The 19,505-nt window shown below is 59.6% G+C and carries 15 protein-coding genes; 5 read left to right on the top strand and 10 right to left on the bottom strand.

Annotated features, from left to right (window positions below; translation table 11 throughout):
- Window positions 1–57: 57 nt before the first annotated feature.
- Window positions 58–1,203 carry an efflux RND transporter periplasmic adaptor subunit gene (locus tag B0B09_RS10230; protein WP_076659461.1) on the top strand — a complete coding sequence of 382 codons (1,146 nt, stop codon included), beginning with the start codon at window positions 58–60 and terminating at the stop codon, window positions 1,201–1,203.
- Complete coding sequence (locus tag B0B09_RS10225; RefSeq protein ID WP_076659459.1) at window positions 1,200–4,322, top strand: efflux RND transporter permease subunit; 3,123 nt, start codon at window positions 1,200–1,202, stop codon at window positions 4,320–4,322. Before B0B09_RS10230 ends, B0B09_RS10225 begins: the two co-directional genes overlap by 4 nt.
- On the opposite strand, the gene B0B09_RS10220 is transcribed toward B0B09_RS10225, so the two are convergent.
- Together B0B09_RS10220 and katG are read right to left on the bottom strand one after the other, a co-directional pair.
- Window positions 4,323–5,369: a flavin monoamine oxidase family protein gene (locus tag B0B09_RS10220; RefSeq protein ID WP_076659457.1), complete on the bottom strand. Its 1,047-nt coding sequence runs from the start codon at window positions 5,367–5,369 to the stop codon at window positions 4,323–4,325.
- Between the two features lie 75 nt (window positions 5,370–5,444).
- Window positions 5,445–7,658, bottom strand: a complete 2,214-nt coding sequence (gene katG / locus B0B09_RS10215; RefSeq protein ID WP_076659456.1) for a catalase/peroxidase HPI — start codon at window positions 7,656–7,658, stop codon at window positions 5,445–5,447.
- A 131-nt stretch (window positions 7,659–7,789) separates the two neighbouring features.
- Here katG and B0B09_RS10210 point away from each other — a divergent pair, with 131 nt between their 5' ends.
- Window positions 7,790–8,689, top strand: coding sequence for a hydrogen peroxide-inducible genes activator (locus B0B09_RS10210; RefSeq protein ID WP_076659455.1), 900 nt, complete (start codon window positions 7,790–7,792; stop codon window positions 8,687–8,689).
- Here B0B09_RS10210 and B0B09_RS10205 read toward each other — a convergent pair.
- Entirely contained in the window at window positions 8,686–9,561 is an 876-nt protein-coding gene (locus tag B0B09_RS10205) for a LysR family transcriptional regulator (RefSeq protein WP_076659454.1), read from the bottom strand. The genes B0B09_RS10210 and B0B09_RS10205 overlap by 4 nt on opposite strands.
- A 102-nt stretch (window positions 9,562–9,663) precedes the next feature.
- Here B0B09_RS10205 and B0B09_RS10200 point away from each other — a divergent pair, with 102 nt between their 5' ends.
- Both B0B09_RS10200 and B0B09_RS10195 read left to right on the top strand, forming a co-directional pair.
- The gene (locus B0B09_RS10200) at window positions 9,664–11,250 is read left to right on the top strand and encodes a proton-conducting transporter transmembrane domain-containing protein (RefSeq protein ID WP_076659900.1); all 1,587 of its coding nucleotides are present in this window, start codon (window positions 9,664–9,666) and stop codon (window positions 11,248–11,250) included.
- Window positions 11,247–13,655 carry a YbcC family protein gene (locus tag B0B09_RS10195; protein ID WP_076659453.1) on the top strand — a complete coding sequence of 803 codons (2,409 nt, stop codon included), beginning with the start codon at window positions 11,247–11,249 and terminating at the stop codon, window positions 13,653–13,655. The genes B0B09_RS10200 and B0B09_RS10195 overlap by 4 nt, the downstream gene beginning before the upstream one ends.
- Here the strand turns inward: B0B09_RS10195 and B0B09_RS10190 are convergent, their stop codons facing one another.
- The 7 genes from B0B09_RS10190 to hisD are packed head-to-tail and all read right to left on the bottom strand — an operon-like array spanning window position 13,656 to window position 19,356.
- On the bottom strand, window positions 13,656–14,762 hold the full coding sequence (locus tag B0B09_RS10190) for an alpha-hydroxy acid oxidase (RefSeq protein ID WP_076659452.1): 1,107 nt from the start codon (window positions 14,760–14,762) through the stop codon (window positions 13,656–13,658). It abuts the gene before it with no gap.
- Window positions 14,763–15,317 (bottom strand): sulfopyruvate decarboxylase subunit beta, encoded by a 555-nt coding sequence (comE, locus tag B0B09_RS10185; protein ID WP_076659451.1) that lies wholly within the window; start codon window positions 15,315–15,317, stop codon window positions 14,763–14,765.
- Window positions 15,314–15,820 (bottom strand): decarboxylase, encoded by a 507-nt coding sequence (locus tag B0B09_RS10180; protein WP_055293711.1) that lies wholly within the window; start codon window positions 15,818–15,820, stop codon window positions 15,314–15,316. The genes comE and B0B09_RS10180 overlap by 4 nt, the downstream gene beginning before the upstream one ends.
- 55 nt (window positions 15,821–15,875) lie before the next feature.
- Window positions 15,876–16,289: a universal stress protein gene (locus B0B09_RS10175; protein WP_076659450.1), complete on the bottom strand. Its 414-nt coding sequence runs from the start codon at window positions 16,287–16,289 to the stop codon at window positions 15,876–15,878.
- Window positions 16,290–16,317: 28 nt separating this feature from the next.
- Window positions 16,318–17,298 carry an alcohol dehydrogenase catalytic domain-containing protein gene (locus B0B09_RS10170; RefSeq protein WP_076659449.1) on the bottom strand — a complete coding sequence of 327 codons (981 nt, stop codon included), beginning with the start codon at window positions 17,296–17,298 and terminating at the stop codon, window positions 16,318–16,320.
- The gene (locus B0B09_RS10165; RefSeq protein WP_076659448.1) at window positions 17,295–18,056 is read right to left on the bottom strand and encodes an SDR family NAD(P)-dependent oxidoreductase; all 762 of its coding nucleotides are present in this window, start codon (window positions 18,054–18,056) and stop codon (window positions 17,295–17,297) included. Before B0B09_RS10165 ends, B0B09_RS10170 begins: the two co-directional genes overlap by 4 nt.
- On the bottom strand, window positions 18,049–19,356 hold the full coding sequence (gene hisD, locus B0B09_RS10160) for a histidinol dehydrogenase (protein ID WP_076659447.1): 1,308 nt from the start codon (window positions 19,354–19,356) through the stop codon (window positions 18,049–18,051). The genes B0B09_RS10165 and hisD overlap by 8 nt, the downstream gene beginning before the upstream one ends.
- Between the last annotated feature and the right edge of the window lie 149 nt (window positions 19,357–19,505).

The raw sequence follows: 19,505 nt of genomic DNA, 5'->3' as shown, positions 1-19,505 counted from the left end.
CCTTAATATCGCGCGCAGCCCAGCTGCGCGCGTGGAAATACATTTAAGGACTGCCCTATGGCACAGGATACGCAACCGGATTTGGCCGGAAAACTGACATTTGACGGTGATAAAGGCGCTGGGCGGTCCAAGTGGGTTGCTGTTTTTCTGGCCCTGCTCTTGATCGGCTGGATGGGGAGTGGCTACATCTTGCCCTCGCAAAACCCCGAGAACGAGACGGCAACAGCCCCCGACAAACGTGCGATTACTGTGGCGGTGATGGACTCTCAGGCGCAGGATGTGCAGCTGGTTCTCTCGGCCGAGGGGCAGTCCGAACCTGATCGGGCAACAGATGTGCAGGCGGAAACCGAAGGTCAGGTGATCTCGGTCTCTGCCGCGCGTGGTGATCTGGTCGGTGCCGGGCAGGAGATCGGCAGGCTGGATGCCGCGACCATTGAAGCACAGCTTTTGCAGGCACAGACCCAGCAAGCGCAGGCGACACGCGATTTGAACAATGCGCTGGCCCTGCAAGAGCGTGGCGTGGCCACCGAAGACCGCGTCAGCAGCGCCCGCGCGGCCAAGGCGGCAGCGGATGCGGCTGTCACGGCTGCCGAAGAGCAGTTGGCCAATACGATCATCCGGGCCCCCTTTGCGGGCCGTTTAAACGATCTGACCCTTGATGAGGGCGAGTTCGTCAGCAATGGCAGCGTCGTGGCGGAGGTGATCGACAATGATCCGCTGACGGTGGTCATTCAGGTGCCGCAGCAGGCGTTGTCGCGCATTCAGACCGGTCAGTCTGCGACGGTGGATTTCATCACAGGTGAACAGCGGTCCGGTGTTGTGAGCTTCATCGGCGCCAACGCCGACCAGCAGACCCGAACTTTCCGCGTCGAGGTGACCGTTGATAACCCCGATAGTGTGATGCCCGCCGGTCTGAGCGCGCGGATCGCGTTGCCCACCGGTGAGGCGCGCGGGCACTTTATTTCGCCGGCAATCCTGTCATTGGGCACCAACGGTGAGTTGGGCATAAAGATAGTAGAAGATGACAACACCGTGTCTTTCAGGCCTGTCGCGATCGCGCGTGCCCAGACTGACGGTGTATGGGTGACGGGCCTGCCCGAGAATGCCCGGATCATCACTGTCGGGCAGGGCTTTGTGAATGCGGGTGATCTGGTTGATCCGCGCCCGATTGCTGCGGATCAAAATGCGGAAATCGCGCAATGAACACCTTGATTGATGCGGCCTTCAAACGCAGCAAGGTTGTCTTGCTAATGCTGGTCTTGCTCTTGGCTGTAGGCTCTTTGTCGTACACGTCGATCCCGAAAGAGAGTAACCCAGAAATCCCGATTCCGATCATCTTTGTGTCGGCATCGGTTGACGGCATCTCACCGGAAGACGCGGAGGATGTGCTTGTCGGGCCTCTGGAAACCGAGTTTGCCTCGCTGACGGGGCTTAAATCGATGACCGCGACGGCCAGTGAAGGGCGCGGCGCAGTCCAGCTTGATTTTGAGCCGGGATTTGATGCGGCAGAGGCACTTGATCAGGTGCGCGAAGGTGCCGACACCGTTGAGAGCGAACTGCCCTCGGATGCCACCGTGATTGTGACCGAGATCAACACCGCACTTTTCCCGATCCTGACGGTCATCCTGTCCGGTCCCGTGCCGGAACGCACGTTGAATGCATTGGCTGAAGATCTGCAAGATGATATCGAAGCGCTCAGCGGTGTGCTTGAAGTGGATGTCGGCGGGAAGCGGACCGAACTGATGGAAGTGCTGATCGACCCGACGGTGTTCGAGACCTATAATATCTCGTTCAATGAACTCATCAGCTCGATCACCAACAACAACCAGTTGATTGCCGCAGGTGCGATTGAAAGCGAGGCAGGACGCCTTGTGCTCAAGGTGCCGGGGCTGATTGAAGACATCGAAGATGTTATGGAGCTGCCCATTCTTGTGCGCGGCCAGACCGTTGTGACTTTTGCTGATGTGGCGACGGTGCGCCGCACGTTTGAGGACCCAACAGGGTTTGCGCGCATTGATGGCCAGCCTGCCCTCGCGCTTGAGATCAAAAAGCGGGTGGGTGCCAATATTATCGAAACTGTCGCCGAGGTCCGCAGCGTTGTCGAGATGGCGCAGGCCGAATGGCCCGACACCGTACAGGTGCGCTATACGCTCGATGAAAGCGAAACCGTCGTATCAATGCTCTCTGATCTTGAGGCGAATGTCATCGCGGCGATCATCCTTGTGATGATCGTGGTGGTCTATGCGCTTGGTCTGCGGTCGTCGCTTTTGGTCGGTCTCGCTATTCCGGGTGCGTTTCTCACGGGTGTTGCGGGGCTTTATTTCATGGGGTTCACGATGAATATCGTGGTGCTCTTCTCGCTGATCCTTGTGGTTGGGATGCTGGTGGACGGGGCGATTGTGACGGTGGAACTGGCCGACCGCTATCTGCACGAAGGCCAATCCCCGAAAGAGGCCTACGCCCGTGCCGCCAAGCGTATGGCGTGGCCGATCATCGCCTCGACCGCGACCACGCTTTGCGTGTTCTTCCCGCTGTTGTTCTGGTCGGGTGTTGTTGGCGAGTTCATGAAGTTTTTGCCGATCACAGTGATCTTTACCCTTGCGGCATCGCTGGTCATGGCCCTGATCTTTATCCCTGTCATGGGGGGGCTGATCGGCAAGCGCCAATCGCAGACCGCCAAGGCAAAGGCCCAGCTTTATGCCGCCGAACACGGTGATCCGCGTAAGATGACGGGCTTCATGGGTGGTTATGTGCGCGTTCTGGAATGGTCGATTTTGCGGCCATGGACGACGCTCAGCTTTGCGATGATCGCGCTGGTTGCCTCATTTGTGGCTTACGGCAGCTTTGGCAACGGTCTGACTTTCTTTCCGAGTGTCGAGCCGGATTATGCGCAGGTCGAAGTACGCGCCAAAGACAATTTCTCGGTTTATGAGCAGGATGCGCTGGTACGTCAGGTCGAGGCGCGCTTGGCTGGTTACGACGAAATCGCCAGCGTCTATTCCCGTTCGGGCGGCACCACGGACGGCGGCGATATGATCGGCACGTTGCAACTGGAACTGGCCGAATGGGATACGCGGCGGCCCGTGGCGCAGATTGCCGAAGATATCCGCGTCGATATGGCGGAAATACCCGGGATTGATGTGCAGGTTCTGACCGATAGCGGGGGCCCCGGCGGCGGCAAGCCGATCAATCTCGAGGTTATTGGCAATGCGCAGGCCGATCAGGAAGCAGCGGTTGTGGCTATTCTTGCGCAGATGGAGCGTATGGGTGGCTTTATTGATGTGGTCGATTCGCGCCCCAGCCCCGGTGTGGAGTGGCAGATTGCTGTGGACCGCTCAGAGGCCGCGCGCAGTGGTGCCAATGTGGCCGTCTTGGGCCAGGCGGTGCAATTGCTGACACGCGGTATTGTGGTGGCTGATTACCGTCCCGAAGATGGCGACGGCGAAGTTGATATCGTTGTGCGCTTTCCTGCGGGTGATCGCACCTTGGCCGAACTTGAAGCGCTGCGCGTTCCCACGGATGCGGGCCTTGTGCCGATCTCGAATTTCGTGTCGTTCAATCCTGCGCCCCGCAGCGGTGTGATTACTCGGATTGATCAAGAGCGGGTGCTGACAATCTCGGCGGATGTTGCAGAGGGTGTCTTGGCCAATGACCAGACCGTGGCACTGCAGGCCGCAATTGAAACCCTTGATCTGCCTGCGGGCGTGCGGGTGGAATTCGGTGGCGAGGCCGAGGATCAGGCGGAATCGATGACCTTCCTGATCGGGGCTTTCTTGTCGGCAATCGGCTTGATGTTCGTGATCCTGCTGACCCAGTTCAACAGCTTCTGGCAGGCAGGGATCGTGATGTCTGCGATTGTGTTCTCGGTTGCGGGTGTGCTGTTGGGTCTGATGATCACGGGCCGCCCGTTTGGTGTCGTCATGGGCGGGATCGGGGTAATCGCGCTGGCGGGGATTGTGGTGAACAACAATATTGTTCTGATCGACACGTTCAATGAGCTGAAAGCCCAAGGGTTCTCTTCTCTTGAGGCTGCGTTGCGGACAGGTGCCCAGCGTCTGCGCCCTGTGGTGCTGACTTCGGCCACGACAGCGCTTGGGCTGATGCCGATGGTGATCGGGTTGAATATCAACTTTTTCACCCGTGAAATCGTTTATGGCGCGCCATCGACCCAGTGGTGGACAGAATTATCCAGCGCCATTGCCGGCGGGTTGGTCTTTGCGACGATCCTGACCCTGCTGTTGACCCCTGCGATGCTCATGCTGGGTGAGAGGCGCGCAAAGCGGTTCGAAGCCCGCGATCCGACTATGGTCCCAGCCGAGTAACTAGCCGATGATCTTCCGTGCTGCCGCTTCGGCGGCGGCAAGTGCGCCTTCGATTAAACCGCCGTTGTCGGGGGCCATTTCCGTGACTGCGAAGATCAGCTTGTCCTCCCAGATGCGGCGCAGCGGCGCGGGCATTGTATAGGGCGGATGGCCCGGCGGTGGTGTCGCGTCGGCTGCTGTGGTGGTGAAGGGGTCTTGTGACCAATCCATCAATGTTGCTGCAATCGGTGTGCCCGCCTTTGGCCCAAAGAGGTTTTCCAGCTGCGCAAGCGCGGCGGTTTGCACCGCATCACCTGCCTGTGCACGCATGTCTGCAGGTAAACCGACAAAGCCGAAGAGCGCGCCAAAGCTTCCGCCCGCAGGGCTGGCGTCATGGATTTCCGCTAAGGGTCCGCGTCTGCTGCTGGCGTCGCCTGATAGGCCGTTTTTGCGCCAGAACGGGGTGGGGTAAACCGCCACGAATTTCGCGTGTGCGCCCATCCACGTGGGGATCGCGTTCAGTGCCGCCTGCGCGTTGTCAGGCAGGGCAGGGGTAAAACAAAGCGTTGCGGCAAGGCGCGGTGGAATGCAGAGCGCAATCCGGTCAGCAGTGATGGCCTGGCCATCAGAGAGCTGTGCTGCGGGGCTGTCGTCAATCGCGGTGACGGTGCAACCCAGTCGAATGCTTTGGGGCTCAAGACATGCAGCCAGCGCGTCGGTCAGTGCGCTACTGCCACCTGCGATCCGCAAACTGCCTGCCATTGACATGAAACCTTGGCCTTGGACCACGTCACCGCTGGCCTGTTCAAAAAGTTGCGCACCATCAGACCATTGTTCGAAGAGATGTAGATCAAGCGCATCAGCAAGCTGCGCGACACGGTGCTGACCGGGCCAGACCCATGACGGGCCAAGATCGAAGTTTGCGCCTTCAACCGTCAGCGATTTGATGCGGCCACCCAAGCGCTCTCGTGCTTCAACCAGCGTGTAACTCTGACCCGCACGTTCCAGCGTATAGGCCAGTGACAGACCAGACAGGCCGCCGCCGATAATCAATGTGGGGGTGTGCATATGGCGACCTCTGCATTTGGTTTCAGTCTGCCATAAAGGGTGGGCGCGGCCGAGGAAAGGCCGCGCCCACTGGGATTATTTCACGTCGAAGCGGTCAAGGTCCATCACCTTGGACCATGCCGCAACGAAGTCTTTGGCGAACTTCGCACCGGCATCGCTCTGGGCGTAAAGCTCGGACAGGGCGCGCAGTTGCGAGTTGGACCCGAAGACCAGATCGACACGTGTGCCGGTCCATTTGACCTCGCCAGTGGCGCGGTCGCGGCCCTCATATGTGCCCTCGTCGCTGCCCTTCTGCCATGTCGTTGCCATATCGGTGACATTGACAAAGAAGTCGTTGGTCAGCGCGTCGGTCTTGTCGGTGAAGACACCGTGCTTGCTGCCGCCTGTGTTTGCGCCCAGCACGCGCAGACCACCCACCAGCACCGTCATTTCCGGCGCAGAAAGGGTCAGCAGCTGCGCGCGGTCTACCAGCATGGCTTCGGCAGGCACGGTATAGTCAGCCTTCAGGAAGTTGCGGAAACCGTCGGCTTCGGGCTCAAGCGGCTCAAAGCTGGCAGCGTCTGTCTGCTCTTCGGTTGCGTCCATGCGGCCCGGTGTGAACGGCACAGCGATGTCATGACCGCCGTTTTTGGCAGCCTTCTCCACCGCGGCACAGCCACCCAGCACGATCAGATCGGCCAAAGACACCTTCTTGCCGCCTGTTGCGGCACCGTTGAAGTCGGTCTGGATGCCTTCAAGTGTCGCCAGAACGCGGGACAGTTGTGTCGGATCGTTTGCCGCCCAGTCCTTTTGTGGGGCCAGACGGATGCGGGCACCATTGGCACCACCGCGCTTGTCCGAACCACGGAAGGTTGAGGCGGACGCCCAAGCCGTCGCCACCAATTCCGAGAGCGACAGGCCGGATGCGAGGATTTTCGCCTTCAGATCCGCGATATCCGCGTCATCCACCAGCGGGTGATCGACGGCTGGGATCGGGTCTTGCCAGATCAGATCTTCATCCGGCACTTCGTTACCCAGATACAGCACCTTTGGTCCCATATCGCGGTGGGTCAGTTTGAACCACGCGCGCGCATAGGCATCGGCGAACTCTTCGGGGTTTTCATGGAAGTGCTTGGAGATTTTCGCATAGGCGGGGTCCATCTTCATCGCCATATCCGCTGTGGACATGATGATCGGCACTTTCTTGGACGGGTCCTCGGGATCGGGGGCCATATCCTCTTCCTGAAGGTCCTTTGGTGTCCACTGCTTTGCACCTGCTGGGCTTTCCGTCAGCTCCCAGTCGTATTTGAACAGCACATCAAAATAGCCCATGTCCCACTGTGTTGGGTTGGATGTCCATGCACCCTCAAGGCCGGATGTGATCGCATCGCGCCCTTTGCCGGACTTGTAGGTCGACAGCCAGCCAAAGCCCATGTTCTCCATCGGTGCGCCTTCCGGCTCTGGGCCGACATGCTCTACAGGGCCTGCGCCGTGGGTCTTGCCGAAGGTGTGGCCACCTGCGGTCAGGGCAACGGTTTCGTAATCGTTCATCGCCATGCGGGCAAATGTTTCGCGGATATCGCGGGCCGAGGCCAGCGGATCGGGGTTGCCGTCGGGGCCTTCGGGGTTGACGTAGATCAGACCCATCTGCACAGCGGCCAGCGGGTTTTCCAGATCGCGGTCGTTGGAATAGCGGGCGAGTTCGTGATCGCTGGTGGCGAGCCATTCGTCCTCGCGGCCCCAGTACACGTCTTCCTCAGGTTCCCAAGTGTCGGCGCGACCGCCGCCAAAGCCGAACATCTTCAGGCCCATCGATTCCATTGCGACGTTGCCGCAGAGCACGAAAAGGTCGGCCCAGGAAATCTGGTTGCCATATTTCTGCTTGATCGGCCAAAGCAGGCGGCGGCCCTTATCAAGGTTGCCGTTGTCGGGCCAGCTGTTAAGCGGGGCAAAACGCTGTTGGCCGCCACCGGCACCACCGCGACCGTCGGCTGTGCGATAGGTGCCTGCCGCGTGCCATGCCAGACGGATGAACAGACCACCGTAGTGGCCATAATCGGCGGGCCACCAATCCTGGCTGTCGGTCATCAACGCATGCAGGTCTTTTTTCAGCGCCTGCAGGTCGAGCTTTTTGAATTCTTCGGCATAGTTGAAATCTGCGCCCATCGGATTGGAGGCAGGGGCGTTCTGGTGCAGGATTTTCAGGTTCAACTGGTTTGGCCACCAGTCCTTGTTGCCGCGTATGCTGTTGGTGCTCTGAATAGCGGTCCCGTGCATCACTGGGCATTTTCCGGCGTTGTTACCGTCCATTGTCTTTTCTCCGATGTTGGTTGCGATATGCCGCCGAGATAGCAGAGATGCGGCGGTCCCAATATGACGAATATCAGTGATTTAGAATTATTTTAAGTTGCAATTTTTGATTGGACTCATAACTTCAAGTTATGAAGAACCTCACATTGAAACAGCTGCGTTATTTCGAGGCCCTTTCCCGTCATGGCCATTTTGGCCGTGCGGCCGATGTCTGTGCTATTTCCCAGCCTGCCTTGTCCGTGCAAATTAAAGAGTTGGAGCAAAGCCTTGGCACACCTCTGTTTGAAAGGGGCCCGCGCAAGGTGCGCCTGACCGCCTTTGGCGAGGAGTGGGCGCTGCGCGTGCGCGATATTTTGCGCGCTGTGGATGAATTGGGCGACATGGCCCGTGCGGCGCAGGCGGGGCTGGTGGGGCGTTTGCGGATCGGGGTGATTCCCACGATTGCCCCGTATTTGCTGCCCGGCCTGATCGGACATCTGGCCAGTGCGCATGCCGACCTTGATGTGCATATCCGCGAAACCGTCACGCCGCGCCTTATTGAAGAACTGACCAACGGGCAGATTGACACGGCGATTGTCGCGTTGCCGGTGTTCGAGCCGGGATTTGAAGAGGTGGCGCTTTTTGACGAAAGCCTGATGCTGGTGCGCCCGATCAAGGATGCGGAGCGCCCAGTCCCCAGCCCCGAGGACCTGCGCCAGATGCGTCTTTTGATGCTGGAAGAGGGGCATTGCTTTCGCGATCAGGCCCTGTCGTTTTGCAATCTCCAAAGTGCCGCTGCGCGCGAAGGGCTGGACGGCAGTTCGCTGTCTACTCTGGTACAAATGGTGGGGGCAGGGATCGGGGTGACGTTAATCCCGCAGATGGCTGTGCCGGTTGAAACCCGTTCGGCCCCTGTCGTGATCAGCCGTTTTGCAGAGCCGCAGCCGAAGCGCACAGTGGGGATGATATGGCGCAAGACGAATCCGCTTGCCGGACAATTGCGCCAGATTGCCAATATCGTCCAACAGGTCGGACAGGAGCTGGCGGGCTAAACTGCGCTGTGCAGCAGTGTTTCCAACAAAGGGTTCGGGAATTTCCGCGGCACCGTGACCGCATGGAAACTTTCGGTCAGGCCCATTTGGTGCCGGGATTCAATCAACATACCGTTGCGCAGTTCGTTCTGCACGGCAATCGAGGGCAATACCCCAAGCCCGATATCCTCACGCGTGAGCAGGCGCATCAGCGCCATATCATCAACCTCGGCGGCCAGCGTCGGGGTGATCCCTTCGCGGGCGCAAAGCCGGTCAAATCCGGCCCGCACAGGGCTTTCTTCGGTTGGTACGATGATCGGGTTGTCGCGCAGAAGGGTTGCCAGAGGCAGGTCAGCGCGCAGGCGTTCCGGCGTACCGATCAAGCTCACCGCCTGTTCTGAGATCGGTTGTGAGGTGAATTTTGACATCGCATCATGCGCGGGTGCGCGGTTGGTCAGCACCACGTCAAGGTTCAGCGTTTCAAGGCTTTGCAGCAATTCCACCAAGGTGCCCGAGCGCAGCACCAATTCCACATCGGCAAGGCCAAGTAGGGGGCGCAGAAATTCAATCTGGAAGTTCCGCGAGAGTGTCGCCAGCGCGCCGACCCGCAGCACCTGACGTGGCCGCCCCTGTTGGCTGAGGGTTCCCAGAAGGTCCTTGCCCGCATCAAAAATCGTATCCGCGTAATCCAGCGTGATCCGTCCCGCCTCGGTCAGGTGCAACTGCCGCCCGCGCCGTTCAAACAGCGCGTGACCCAAACGATCCTCCAATTTCCGGATCTGCACCGAGAGCGCGGATTGCGACAGGTTCAGCTTTTCTGCCGTCCGCGTCAGGTTTCCTTCATGGGCGACGGCCCAGAAATAGCGCAGGTGGTTGTAATTCATGTCGGACATATGTTCTGTATAATAGAACGATAAATCACAAACAATGTATTTTATATCAGAAATGCGATGCTCTATCCGGTTGTGAAACCAATTCACACGATGGAGACCGACATGCTGCTGAACGCATTACCGCTACTGGCCCCTCTGATCTTGATCAGTGCCGCCTTTGCGCCGCGCTTCTTGAAAGATGTATCTGCACAAAAGGGTGCGTGGCTGGCGGAATACGCGACCCTAGGCGCGGTTTTGGTCGCAGTCCTTTCGGCGATCGTGCTGGCCAGCAATGGTAGCGGCGACAGTATCTTGATCGGCTTTTTTGAGATCGGGCTGTCGGTCCGTCTCGATATCGTCAGTGTTGTGCTGCTGCTGCTGGTCACGTTCATCGGCTGGGTGGTGGTGCGGTACGCGCGGACCTATCTGGATGGCGAAGCGCGGCAGGATGATTTCACATTCTGGCTCTTGGCGACGCTTGCAGCGGTTCTTTTTCTCATTCAGGCAGGCAATCTGTTCCAGTTCTTCGCGGCATGGGTCGCAACGAGCGCCTTCCTGCACAAGCTCTTGCTTTTCTATCCAGAGCGCGTGGCGGCCCAGCGTGCGGCGCGCAAGAAATACATCATCGCACGGATCGGGGATACTGCGGTGCTTGGTGCGATGCTCATGCTTGTCAGCACATATGGCACGACGCAAATCTCGGTCATCCTGAGCGCGGCTGCAGAAGGAACAGGTGGCGGGCTAGCACTGGCGGCGGCTGCACTGCTGGGGCTTGCCGCGATCCTGAAATCGGCGCAGTTCCCGACCCATGGCTGGTTGACCGAAGTGATGGAGGCACCAACGCCTGTCTCTGCCTTGCTGCACGCGGGAGTCGTCAACGCCGGTGGTTTTCTTCTGATCCGTTTTGCCGATGTGATGCTGCTGTCACCTTTGGTGCTGGCCATTCTGGTGTTGATCGGCGGTTTTACAGCGCTCTTTGGCGGCTTGGTGATGCTCACGCAGTCGACCGTCAAAACCTCGCTTGCGTGGTCTACGATTGCGCAGATGGGCTTTATGATCCTGCAATGCGGTCTGGCGCTCTTCCCGCTGGCCCTACTGCACATCGTGGCGCACTCGCTTTACAAGGCCCATGCTTTCCTGTCCGCGGGCAACGCCGTGCAGAATATCGCGGCCATCCGCAAGCCGGGGCCCGTCGCGGTGCCTGATCTTGGTGCGGTGGCACGGGCGTTCGTGGTGGCCTTGGTGATCTATGGCGTGGTGTATGCAATCCTCGGGCTGGGTTTTGATTTTGGCGGGAAGTCACCGCAGGCCATCGCCCTTGGTGCAATCCTGATCTTCGGTGTCGCCTATCTTCTGGCCCAGGGTTTTGCGGATGAGGCACCGCGCGCGCTCACGCAACGGACAGCGGTTTATGCGGGTGCTGTGACCGTCAGCTACCTTGTCTTGCAGCGCGTTTCCGAATGGCTCACTGCGGGGACACTTCCTGCAACACCGCCGGCGAGCGCACTGGAATGGGCGCTGATCCTGCTGGCAATGGTCAGCTTTGGTCTGGTGGCCCTTGCGCAGGCAACATTGCCGCTGTGGTCTTACCATCCCGCCGCGCAGGGCCTTCGGGTGCACTTGTCCAACGGGCTTTACATCAACGCAATCTCTGACCGGATGATCGGCGGTTGGAAACAAACACAATCCGGCAAAGGAGCAGAACAATGAAAGCGGAAACATACGCAGGCTATTCCGGCGCGCATCTGGAAGTGATCGCCAAGGCCGAAGCCGCAGGCCGCGCTATTCCACCACTTTGGCCGCTGTCGTCTTCTGTCGCGGTGAACCCGTTTCTGGGCCAGACAGAGAACAGTTTATCGCAGGTCGCGGCGCTGTTGGACAGGGTCGCTGGAACAGCGGTGACAATGCCACGCGACTGGTACCGGACGAAAATCGAAGTCGGGACAATCAATGATGCCGATCTGACGGCGGCACTGGCAAAACTCCCAGAGGCAGCCAAGGATATTGCGGCGCTGAAGGCGGCAGCCGCGCAGGACGCACCGTCGCCCCATGCGCTCCCAACTATCGCCGACCTTGCCTATGAGGTTTCAGGCATCGACTGGCCGGGCATCGTGAATGACCGTTTCGGCAGCTGGGCTGCAGGTTACTTTGATGCAGGTCAGGCGCTCTGGCAGAACAAACCCGGGCGGCGTGCCTTTGATGCGTGGCGCGATTTTGCCAGCCGTGATCTGACGCCCGAAATTGCAGGTCTTGGTGGCTTTGGAGAACTGGTTGCGAATACACCTGCACGGACGCGCTCGGCACTTGTTGCAGCGGTTGATGTGCTTGGGTTGTCGGCCGAGGCAACGGAGACATATTTTCATCAATTGCTGCTGGGGCTTGGCGGGTGGTCGCAGGTAGCGCGGTATCGGTTATGGCAGGCAGAGCTTGCAGGCGGAACGGATCTGACGACGACAGATTTGCTCACAATCCGCGTGGTCTGGGAGCAGGCACTTTATTTGAAGTACGCCAAAGACATTGAAAAGAAGTGGGGGGAGATTGCGAAGGCACACGCCACACCTGCAACCCCGTCACCCGATCACCTGATTGATGCGGCGCTGCAGGCCTCAGCAGAGTTTGCCGGACAGCGCGCCTTGGCCGAAACACTGTCCAGCACGCCGTTACCAACGAACGAGGGCCGGCCCGCGCTGCAGGCGGCATTCTGCATCGATGTGCGGTCCGAGGTCTTCCGGCGGGCGCTGGAAAGCGTCGATCCCTCTATTCAAACGCTGGGGTTTGCGGGTTTCTTTGGTCTGACTGCATCACACCAAAGCTTTGCCTCTGATGTGGCCGAACAGCGCCTTCCGGTTTTGCTGAACCACGGTGTGACAAGCAAAGCAGGCAGTGAGGCCGACGCCACCGCTGATCTGAACGCGCGCTTTGCCGCGCGTGCGGGACGGGCGTGGGGGCGGTTCAAGCTTGCGGCGGTCTCGTCCTTTGCTTTCGTGGAAGCAAGCGGACCTGTCTACATGGGCAAACTGCTGCGTGACGCCCTGGGGCGCGACCACGCAAAGGGACCGGATAAACAGGTGCCCGTTCTAAATCTAAGTTTTGGGCTGGAAGACCGGATCGGGGCCGCGACTGCGATCCTTGGCGCGATGTCCCTGACTGGCAATTTTGCGCCGTTGGTTCTGCTGTTGGGGCATGGCGCGAATGTTGTGAACAACCCACATGCCAGTGCCCTGCATTGCGGCGCCTGTGGCGGCTATAGCGGTGACGTGAACGCGCGCCTCTTGGCGGGGATCCTGAACGACAAAGATGTGCGGGATGGGCTGGCCAAGAACGGGATTGCGATACCGGACGACACGCTTTTCGTCGGCGGATTGCATGTCACCACGACCGATGCCGTGACGATCTTTGACGGTGATTTTGCCGGTCATAACCACGCGCACCACCTTGCCAAAGCGCAGGATTGGCTGGCCTCGGCGGGCAAGCTGGCACGGACAGAACGTGCGTTGCGCCTGCCGCGTGCCGCCAATGGCGATGACGTGGCAAAGCGTAGCCGTGACTGGTCGGAAACGCGGCCCGAGTGGGCGCTGGCAGGGTGCAAGGCTTTCATCGCGGCACCCCGGTCGCGGACCAAAGGCAAAGGGCTGGCGGGGCGCGCGTTCCTGCATGACTATGACTGGCAAAAGGACGAGGGCTTCGGTGTTCTTGAGTTGATCCTGACCGCCCCCGTCGTCGTCGCAAGCTGGATCAGCCTGCAATATTACGGCTCCGTCGTGGCACCTGACGTCTTTGGGGCGGGCAACAAGCTATTGCACAATGTCACCGGCGGCGTCGGTGTGGTTGAAGGCAACGGTGGCATCTTGCGCGGCGGCTTGCCTTGGCAATCGGTCCATGATGGCGAAGGCTACGCCCATGATCCGCTGCGGTTGTCGGTTTGTGTCGAAGCGCCTGCCGAGGCGATCACAGCGATTTTGGAGAAGCACCCGAATGTGCGCGCGCTGTTTGACAACAGCTGGCTGCATTTGTTCACGCTGGACGAGAAGGGCGCGATGTCGCAGCGCTATGACGGTGACCTCAAGTGGGTGGCATTTGATGGTGGCGCAACCGAAGGCGCGCTTGCGGCCTAGTTAGCCTTTGGTGGCGGTCTCTGGGATCAGGGACCGCTTACCAATCTGGGCAAGTGTGATGCTGGTCTCACTTTTCAGGACGTTCCAGAGCTCGTGCAGCCCGTCCTCTCCCCCGGCGGCGATGGCAAATTGCAGGACGCGGCCGAAAAAAGCGAAATTTGCGCCTTGGGCGTAGGCTTTGACCACGTCTTCGCCGCTGCGCAGGCCAGTGTCGTAAAACAGCGGGTAGTCTGGGCCGAGAGCGTCTCGGATTTCGGCCAGTTTCAAGATAGGCGGCGGCGCGCTGTCGAGTTGCCGTGAGCCGTGACTGGAGACCTGGATCGCATCAACACCCGCCGCTTTCAGAGCCACGGAGTCTTCGGCGTCTAACACGCCTTTCACCACCAGCTTGCCCGGCCACATATCCCGCAGTTTCGTCAGTGTATCCCAGTCCGCGCGCGCACGGCTTTCGGTGCGGTCAAACGCATAGCCGTCCATCGCGAAATTCGCCATCTGCGGTTTGCCCGCGTAAAGCGAGGTGAGCGACCAGCGCGGGTGCAGGGCAAAGTCGATGAATTGTTTCGGCCCGATTTTGAACGGCATGGTGAAACCGTGGCGGAGTTCGCGCGGGCGGCGTCCCACCTCGGCCACATCCACCGTCAGCACGATGGTTTCATAGCCCGCAGCCTTGGCCCGTTCGACCAGCTTGAAGGTGCCGGTGCCATCGCCCGAGAAGTAAAGCTGGAACCATGCGTTGCCTTCGGCTGCTTCGATCAGGGGCTCCATCGCGGTTGAGGCCACGGTCGACACACCCAAAGGCACGTTTTCCCGGGCGGCCAGCCGCGCCAGCATCATGTCGGCACCGGGGCCGGACAGGTTGCACATGCCCATCGGGCTGATGCCGAAGGGGGCTTTCGTCTGTTTGTCCCAGACAGGCACGGACAGCGAACGGTCTCTCACATCGCGCAGGATGCGCGGGCGAAGTTCCAGATTGTCAAAGGCCGCACGGTTGCGTGCGGCCCCTGTCTCGGTGCCGGCGGCACCGTCGATATAGTCAAAGACCATCCAGGGAAGGCGCTTGCGTGCCAGACGCCGCGCGTCTTCGCTGGAATGGATCTTCGGTGCCATTTAGCTGGCCACAGCCTTCATGAAGCGGTCACGGATCACGACAGGGTCCATTGTGATCACTGGCAGCTTGATGTTGCCGCTGTCACACTTGCTGACGATGATGGTCATCTTCTTGCTGTCGATGGCCGCTTGCAGGGTTTTGCCGGTGTCCACGTCTTGGCACACCACGACGTTTTCACAACCACAGGCCTTGGCGACCGCCTCGAGCTTGGTCTTCTTGCCCGCATAGGTCGGTTGGTCGCCGGTTGAACCGTAAGAGCCATTGTCGATGATCAACAGGATAAAGTTGTCGGCCACGTTGTTGGCGATGGTCGGCAGGGTCCCGAGGTTGGTCAGGACCGAGCCGTCACCGTCAATAGAGATGACAGTTTTATCTTGTGCCAAGGCAAGGCCCAGACCGATGGAGGATGACAGACCCATCGTGCCCAACATGTAGAAGTTCTTGGCATTGTCGTCGATCATATGCAGCTCTTGGCTGGGCAGACCGATGTTGCAGACGACCAGTTGGTCATGAAGGATGGGCGCGATGTCGCGCAGGATTTCTGAACGGATCATTGGTCGCCGTAGCCTCCCCAGAAGGACGCATCCGTGAGGATCGCCACAGGTTTGTTGCACATGAAGGTGTATTTAAGGATCGCGTCGAGTTCGTCCGCGTCGCTTTCCTTGTGGAAGTGGTAAGTCGGGATGTTCATCTGGTTCAGCAGTGCCTTGGTATGCACGGCCATCTCCACCTGACAGGCCACCGGTTCACGCAACTCGCCGCGATAGCTGATCAGCATCGGCAAGGGCATGCGGTAATACTGGATCAGGGTTGCCAGCGTGTTGATGGTCACGCCGATGGCTGTGTTCTGCATGATGATTGCCGGGCGTTTGCCGCCCATAAAGGCACCCGCACAAAGGCCCATGCCTTCGTCCTCTTTATTGGACGGAATGTGAAAAATTTCCGGACGTGCTTCGACTTCGTCGATCACACCGGCCAACTGCTTGCACGGCACAGTGGTGATGAAGGATACATCGTTGGCGACAAAGTCATCCACGATCTTCTTGCTGATACTCAAGGTCTTACGTCTCCTGTTTGCGCCCCGCTGTGGGGCGGTGGGTGATGGGGGTGGGTCAATTGATGTCGCGCGCCACGTGAACAGCGCAAGGGGCGTGTTGCACCACACGCGCCGCGGTTGACCCGAGGAAATAGTCGATCAGCCCGGGTTTGTGGGAGCCCATAACGATGCAATCGGCTTTCAAAGCAGTGGCGGTATCAATGATGCTGCGCCCGCTGTGGCCCTTGACGATCATGGATGAAACGTCAGGCATCGCGGTGATACGTTCTTCCAGCCGCGCTTTGGCCCGATCAAAGGCATTCTGGACCACTTCTGCGTCGATATAGGCGCCAACCGTGCCGTCCGGGGCTTCGTAAACGTGGAGCGCAGTAATCTTTCCGCCGTCAGACAGCAGGCGGCGGGCGATTGCGACGCTGTTTTCGCCGACACCGTGATCAAGGGCCATCGGGACCAGAATGTTCTTATACATGCCAAACCTCCTTGGGGTTCTGTCTGTCTCAGGGTCGTAAAATGATCTTGGGTGCGGCGACAACGCCAGCACGGATATCCGCAAAGGCCTGTTGCCCGTCAGCAAGCGCGCGTTCCTCGGTCCAATCGAGCGGGCCAAGACGCCCGTCAAAAATAGCTGCAGCGGTCTGGCGGAAATCCTCGGCGGTATAGGTGTAGGTGCCGATGAAGGTGATTTCCTGCAAGGTCATGCGGCGGATATCAAGACCACCCGTCGCTTCACCGAGGCCGATATGCATGATCACGCCGCCAGGGCGTGTAATGGCCGTGGCATCGGCGCGCGTTGCGGCATAGCCGACGCCGTCAATCACAAGGTCAGCCTGTTCAACGGCACCGGGAGGGACCGCATCAAAGCCGTCGATCAGGTCAAGCGTGGCACGACGCAGTTCATTGGGTTCGATGACTTTGATATCGGTCGCCCCGAATGCCCGCAGGCAAAGGGCCGCCCCCACACCGATCGCGCCCCCGCCGACCACAACGCATTTCGCATCGGCAAGCGGCATGTCGAGCGCCGCAGCCCCGAGCCGGACCGCATGCCAGCCGCATGCCAAGGGTTCGGCCAAAGCTGCCTTGGTGAGCGGTACGTCATCCGGCACCGTCACAAGGTTTCTGTTGGCCATCACGACATAGTCGCTAAATGCACCCTCGCGCGGGGGCATCGAAATAATCATGCGGTCAGGGCAAAGGTTGTCACGGCCGGATTTGCAGGCCCGACACAAACCACAGGTCGCAAGCGGATTGATTGTCACCCGTGTGCCGTCCAATGCACCTCCCATGACAACGCCAGCGGCCTCGTGACCAAGTATCAGCGGGGCGGGCCGCCGTTCGTCGTGGCCCAGAAAGGCGTGCATGTCAGAGCCGCAAATGCCCGAAGCCTCAATGCTGATGAGGCTTTGGCCAGCGCCTGGCACCGGATCAGGCATCACGCGGTAAACAAGCGTTTCCACGTCGTCATAAACAAGCGCTTTCATTTCGCTGTGAAACCTCCGTCGACCATCAAGATTTGACCCGTCACATAGGACGACGCATCAGAGCAAAGAAATAAGAGTGGGCCGTCGATATCCGACAAAGCACCATTGCGGCCCACACATGTTTGCGCCGCGTTGCGGGCGGCGCGTTCGGGGTCGGCAAAGACGGGTCCCGTCAATTCGGTCGGGAAAAATCCCGGACCTATTGCATTGGCTGTGACGCCATCCTTGGACCAGGCTTCGGCCATTGCGCGGGTCAACTGGCCGATGCCGGCCTTGGACGCGCCATAGGCAATCCCGCCCGGAAAGGCGCGTGTCGTCTGGAGAGAGGCGAAATTCACGATCCGGCCCCAGCCTTTGGCCTTCATCGCAGGGACGAGGGCCTGAGAAAGAAAGAAGGGTGCGGCCAGATTGAGGTTCATCGTCACGTCCCAGCCCGCGTCCGTCACATCATCCGCAGCCTCGCGGGTGTTGATGCCTGCAGCATGGACAACGATGTCAGGCGCGCCAAAGGGTGCAGCGACCTGCGCTGCGATATCGGCAATCTGGTCCCGTTTTGACAGATCGGCGGCTACGACTGCGGCATTTGCCCCCGTCTCAGCCGCCCAGCCGTTCAGCGCATCCGCGCGGCGGGCCACGCCGACAACCTTTGCACCGGCCGCAGCCAGTGCAATCGCGGCGCGCTGCCCGAGGCCCGCGCTTGCGCCGGTAACGCAAGCGACACGACCGGTCAGGTCAAAGAGATCGCGGGGATCACTCATCTGGCGTCAGGTCAAAGTTTTCGCCGGGGAAGTATTTGGCCAGACGTACGTCCGCTGCACGGGCATGGCCTTCCATCCCCTCAAGGCGGGAAATCCGTGCTGTCGCTTCGGCCACGCGCTTGGACCCTTCACGTGTGGCCTTCTGCCATGTCACGATCTTCATGTACTTATGCACCGACAAACCACCGGTATAGGACGCCGCACCGGACGTCGGCAGGACGTGGTTCGTGCCAGAGGCTTTGTCGCCATAGGACACGGTCGTTTCTTCGCCGAGGAAGAGCGAGCCATAGCAGGAAAGACGATCCAGCCACCAATCCAGATCTTCGGCCTGCACGGTCAGGTGCTCGGGCGCGTAATCGTCGGAACAGGCGGCCATTTCTTCGCGGTCTGCACAAAGGATCACTTCGGCATAATCGCGCCATGCTGCTGCGGCGTTGTCACGGTTCACTTCCGGCAGTTCGGCGATCAGATCAGGCACACGGTTCATGACGTCTTCGGCCAGCGCGCGGTCATCTGTGACCAGCCAAACAGGCGAGTTGTAGCCATGCTCGGCCTGGCTCACGAGATCAGTTGCAACGATATGCGGATCGGCGGTCTTGTCGGCGAGGATCAGGCTATCGGTCGGGCCTGCGATCATGTCGATGCCGACGCGGCCAAACAGGATACGCTTGGCTTCGGCCACAAACTGGTTGCCGGGGCCAACGAGGATGTTCGCCTTGGGCAGACCAAAGAGACCGAATGTCATGGCGGCAACACCCTGCACGCCGCCCATCGCCATGATCTTGTCAGCGCCACAGATATGGGCCGCATAGATGATCGCGGGGGCGACGCCCACGCCGGGGCGCGGGGGGGAGGCGACGGCGATATGGTTGCAACCGGCAACTTTGGCTGTTGTCACAGTCATGATCGCAGAGGCGATGTGGCTATAGCGTCCGCCGGGCACATAGCAGCCAGCCGCATCAACGGGGATCGCCTTTTGACCGGCGATCAGGCCGGGGACGATCTCATACTCAATGTTGCTGACGGTCGCTTTTTGCGCCTCGGCAAAGCGTTTGACGTTGTCATGGGCGAACTGAATGTCTTCTTTCAGCTTCTCGGGGACCAGTGCGGTCGCCGCAGCGATCTCTTCTGCGGTGATCATGACGTTGCCGTCATATTTGTCGAATTTTGCCGCGTATTCCATCGCCTTGGCGTCGCCACCTGTCTCGATGTCGGACAAGATGCCCTGAACAATGTCGTGGACATCAGACGCGCCGGACTGCGCGGTCAGCGTCGCTTTCTTGAGATATTCGCGTGCCATGTGTCGTTACCCTATTTCGTGCTGTCAGGAAGCATCGTGGTCTTGATGGGAGAGGGATGTGTCGCGGTTATCGATTACCCGCTTCGGTCTTCAAGGCCGCCCCCTCCCAAGGCGCCCATCCGATTCTTAGGTCAGTGTAAGCGCTTACA

This window comes from Yoonia rosea, assembly GCF_900156505.1.
GTDB lineage: Bacteria > Pseudomonadota > Alphaproteobacteria > Rhodobacterales > Rhodobacteraceae > Yoonia > Yoonia rosea.
Note: the sequence above shows the minus strand (reverse complement) of the source record. Positions and strands in the feature narration are given on the sequence as shown.

Bases quoted from the DNA above. Each gene is read 5' to 3' on its own strand.
- B0B09_RS10230 (WP_076659461.1), top strand. From the start codon at position 58: ATGGCACAGGATACGCAACCGGATTTGGCCGGAAAACTGACATTTGAC.
- B0B09_RS10225 (WP_076659459.1), top strand. From the start codon at position 1,200: ATGAACACCTTGATTGATGCGGCCTTCAAACGCAGCAAGGTTGTCTTG.
- B0B09_RS10220 (WP_076659457.1), bottom strand. From the start codon at position 5,369: ATGCACACCCCCACATTGATTATCGGCGGCGGCCTGTCTGGTCTGTCA.
- katG (WP_076659456.1), bottom strand. From the start codon at position 7,658: ATGGACGGTAACAACGCCGGAAAATGCCCAGTGATGCACGGGACCGCT.
- B0B09_RS10210 (WP_076659455.1), top strand. From the start codon at position 7,790: ATGAAGAACCTCACATTGAAACAGCTGCGTTATTTCGAGGCCCTTTCC.
- B0B09_RS10205 (WP_076659454.1), bottom strand. From the start codon at position 9,561: ATGTCCGACATGAATTACAACCACCTGCGCTATTTCTGGGCCGTCGCC.
- B0B09_RS10200 (WP_076659900.1), top strand. From the start codon at position 9,664: ATGCTGCTGAACGCATTACCGCTACTGGCCCCTCTGATCTTGATCAGT.
- B0B09_RS10195 (WP_076659453.1), top strand. From the start codon at position 11,247: ATGAAAGCGGAAACATACGCAGGCTATTCCGGCGCGCATCTGGAAGTG.
- B0B09_RS10190 (WP_076659452.1), bottom strand. From the start codon at position 14,762: ATGGCACCGAAGATCCATTCCAGCGAAGACGCGCGGCGTCTGGCACGC.
- comE (WP_076659451.1), bottom strand. From the start codon at position 15,317: ATGATCCGTTCAGAAATCCTGCGCGACATCGCGCCCATCCTTCATGAC.
- B0B09_RS10175 (WP_076659450.1), bottom strand. From the start codon at position 16,289: ATGTATAAGAACATTCTGGTCCCGATGGCCCTTGATCACGGTGTCGGC.
- B0B09_RS10170 (WP_076659449.1), bottom strand. From the start codon at position 17,298: ATGAAAGCGCTTGTTTATGACGACGTGGAAACGCTTGTTTACCGCGTG.
- B0B09_RS10165 (WP_076659448.1), bottom strand. From the start codon at position 18,056: ATGAGTGATCCCCGCGATCTCTTTGACCTGACCGGTCGTGTCGCTTGC.
- hisD (WP_076659447.1), bottom strand. From the start codon at position 19,356: ATGGCACGCGAATATCTCAAGAAAGCGACGCTGACCGCGCAGTCCGGC.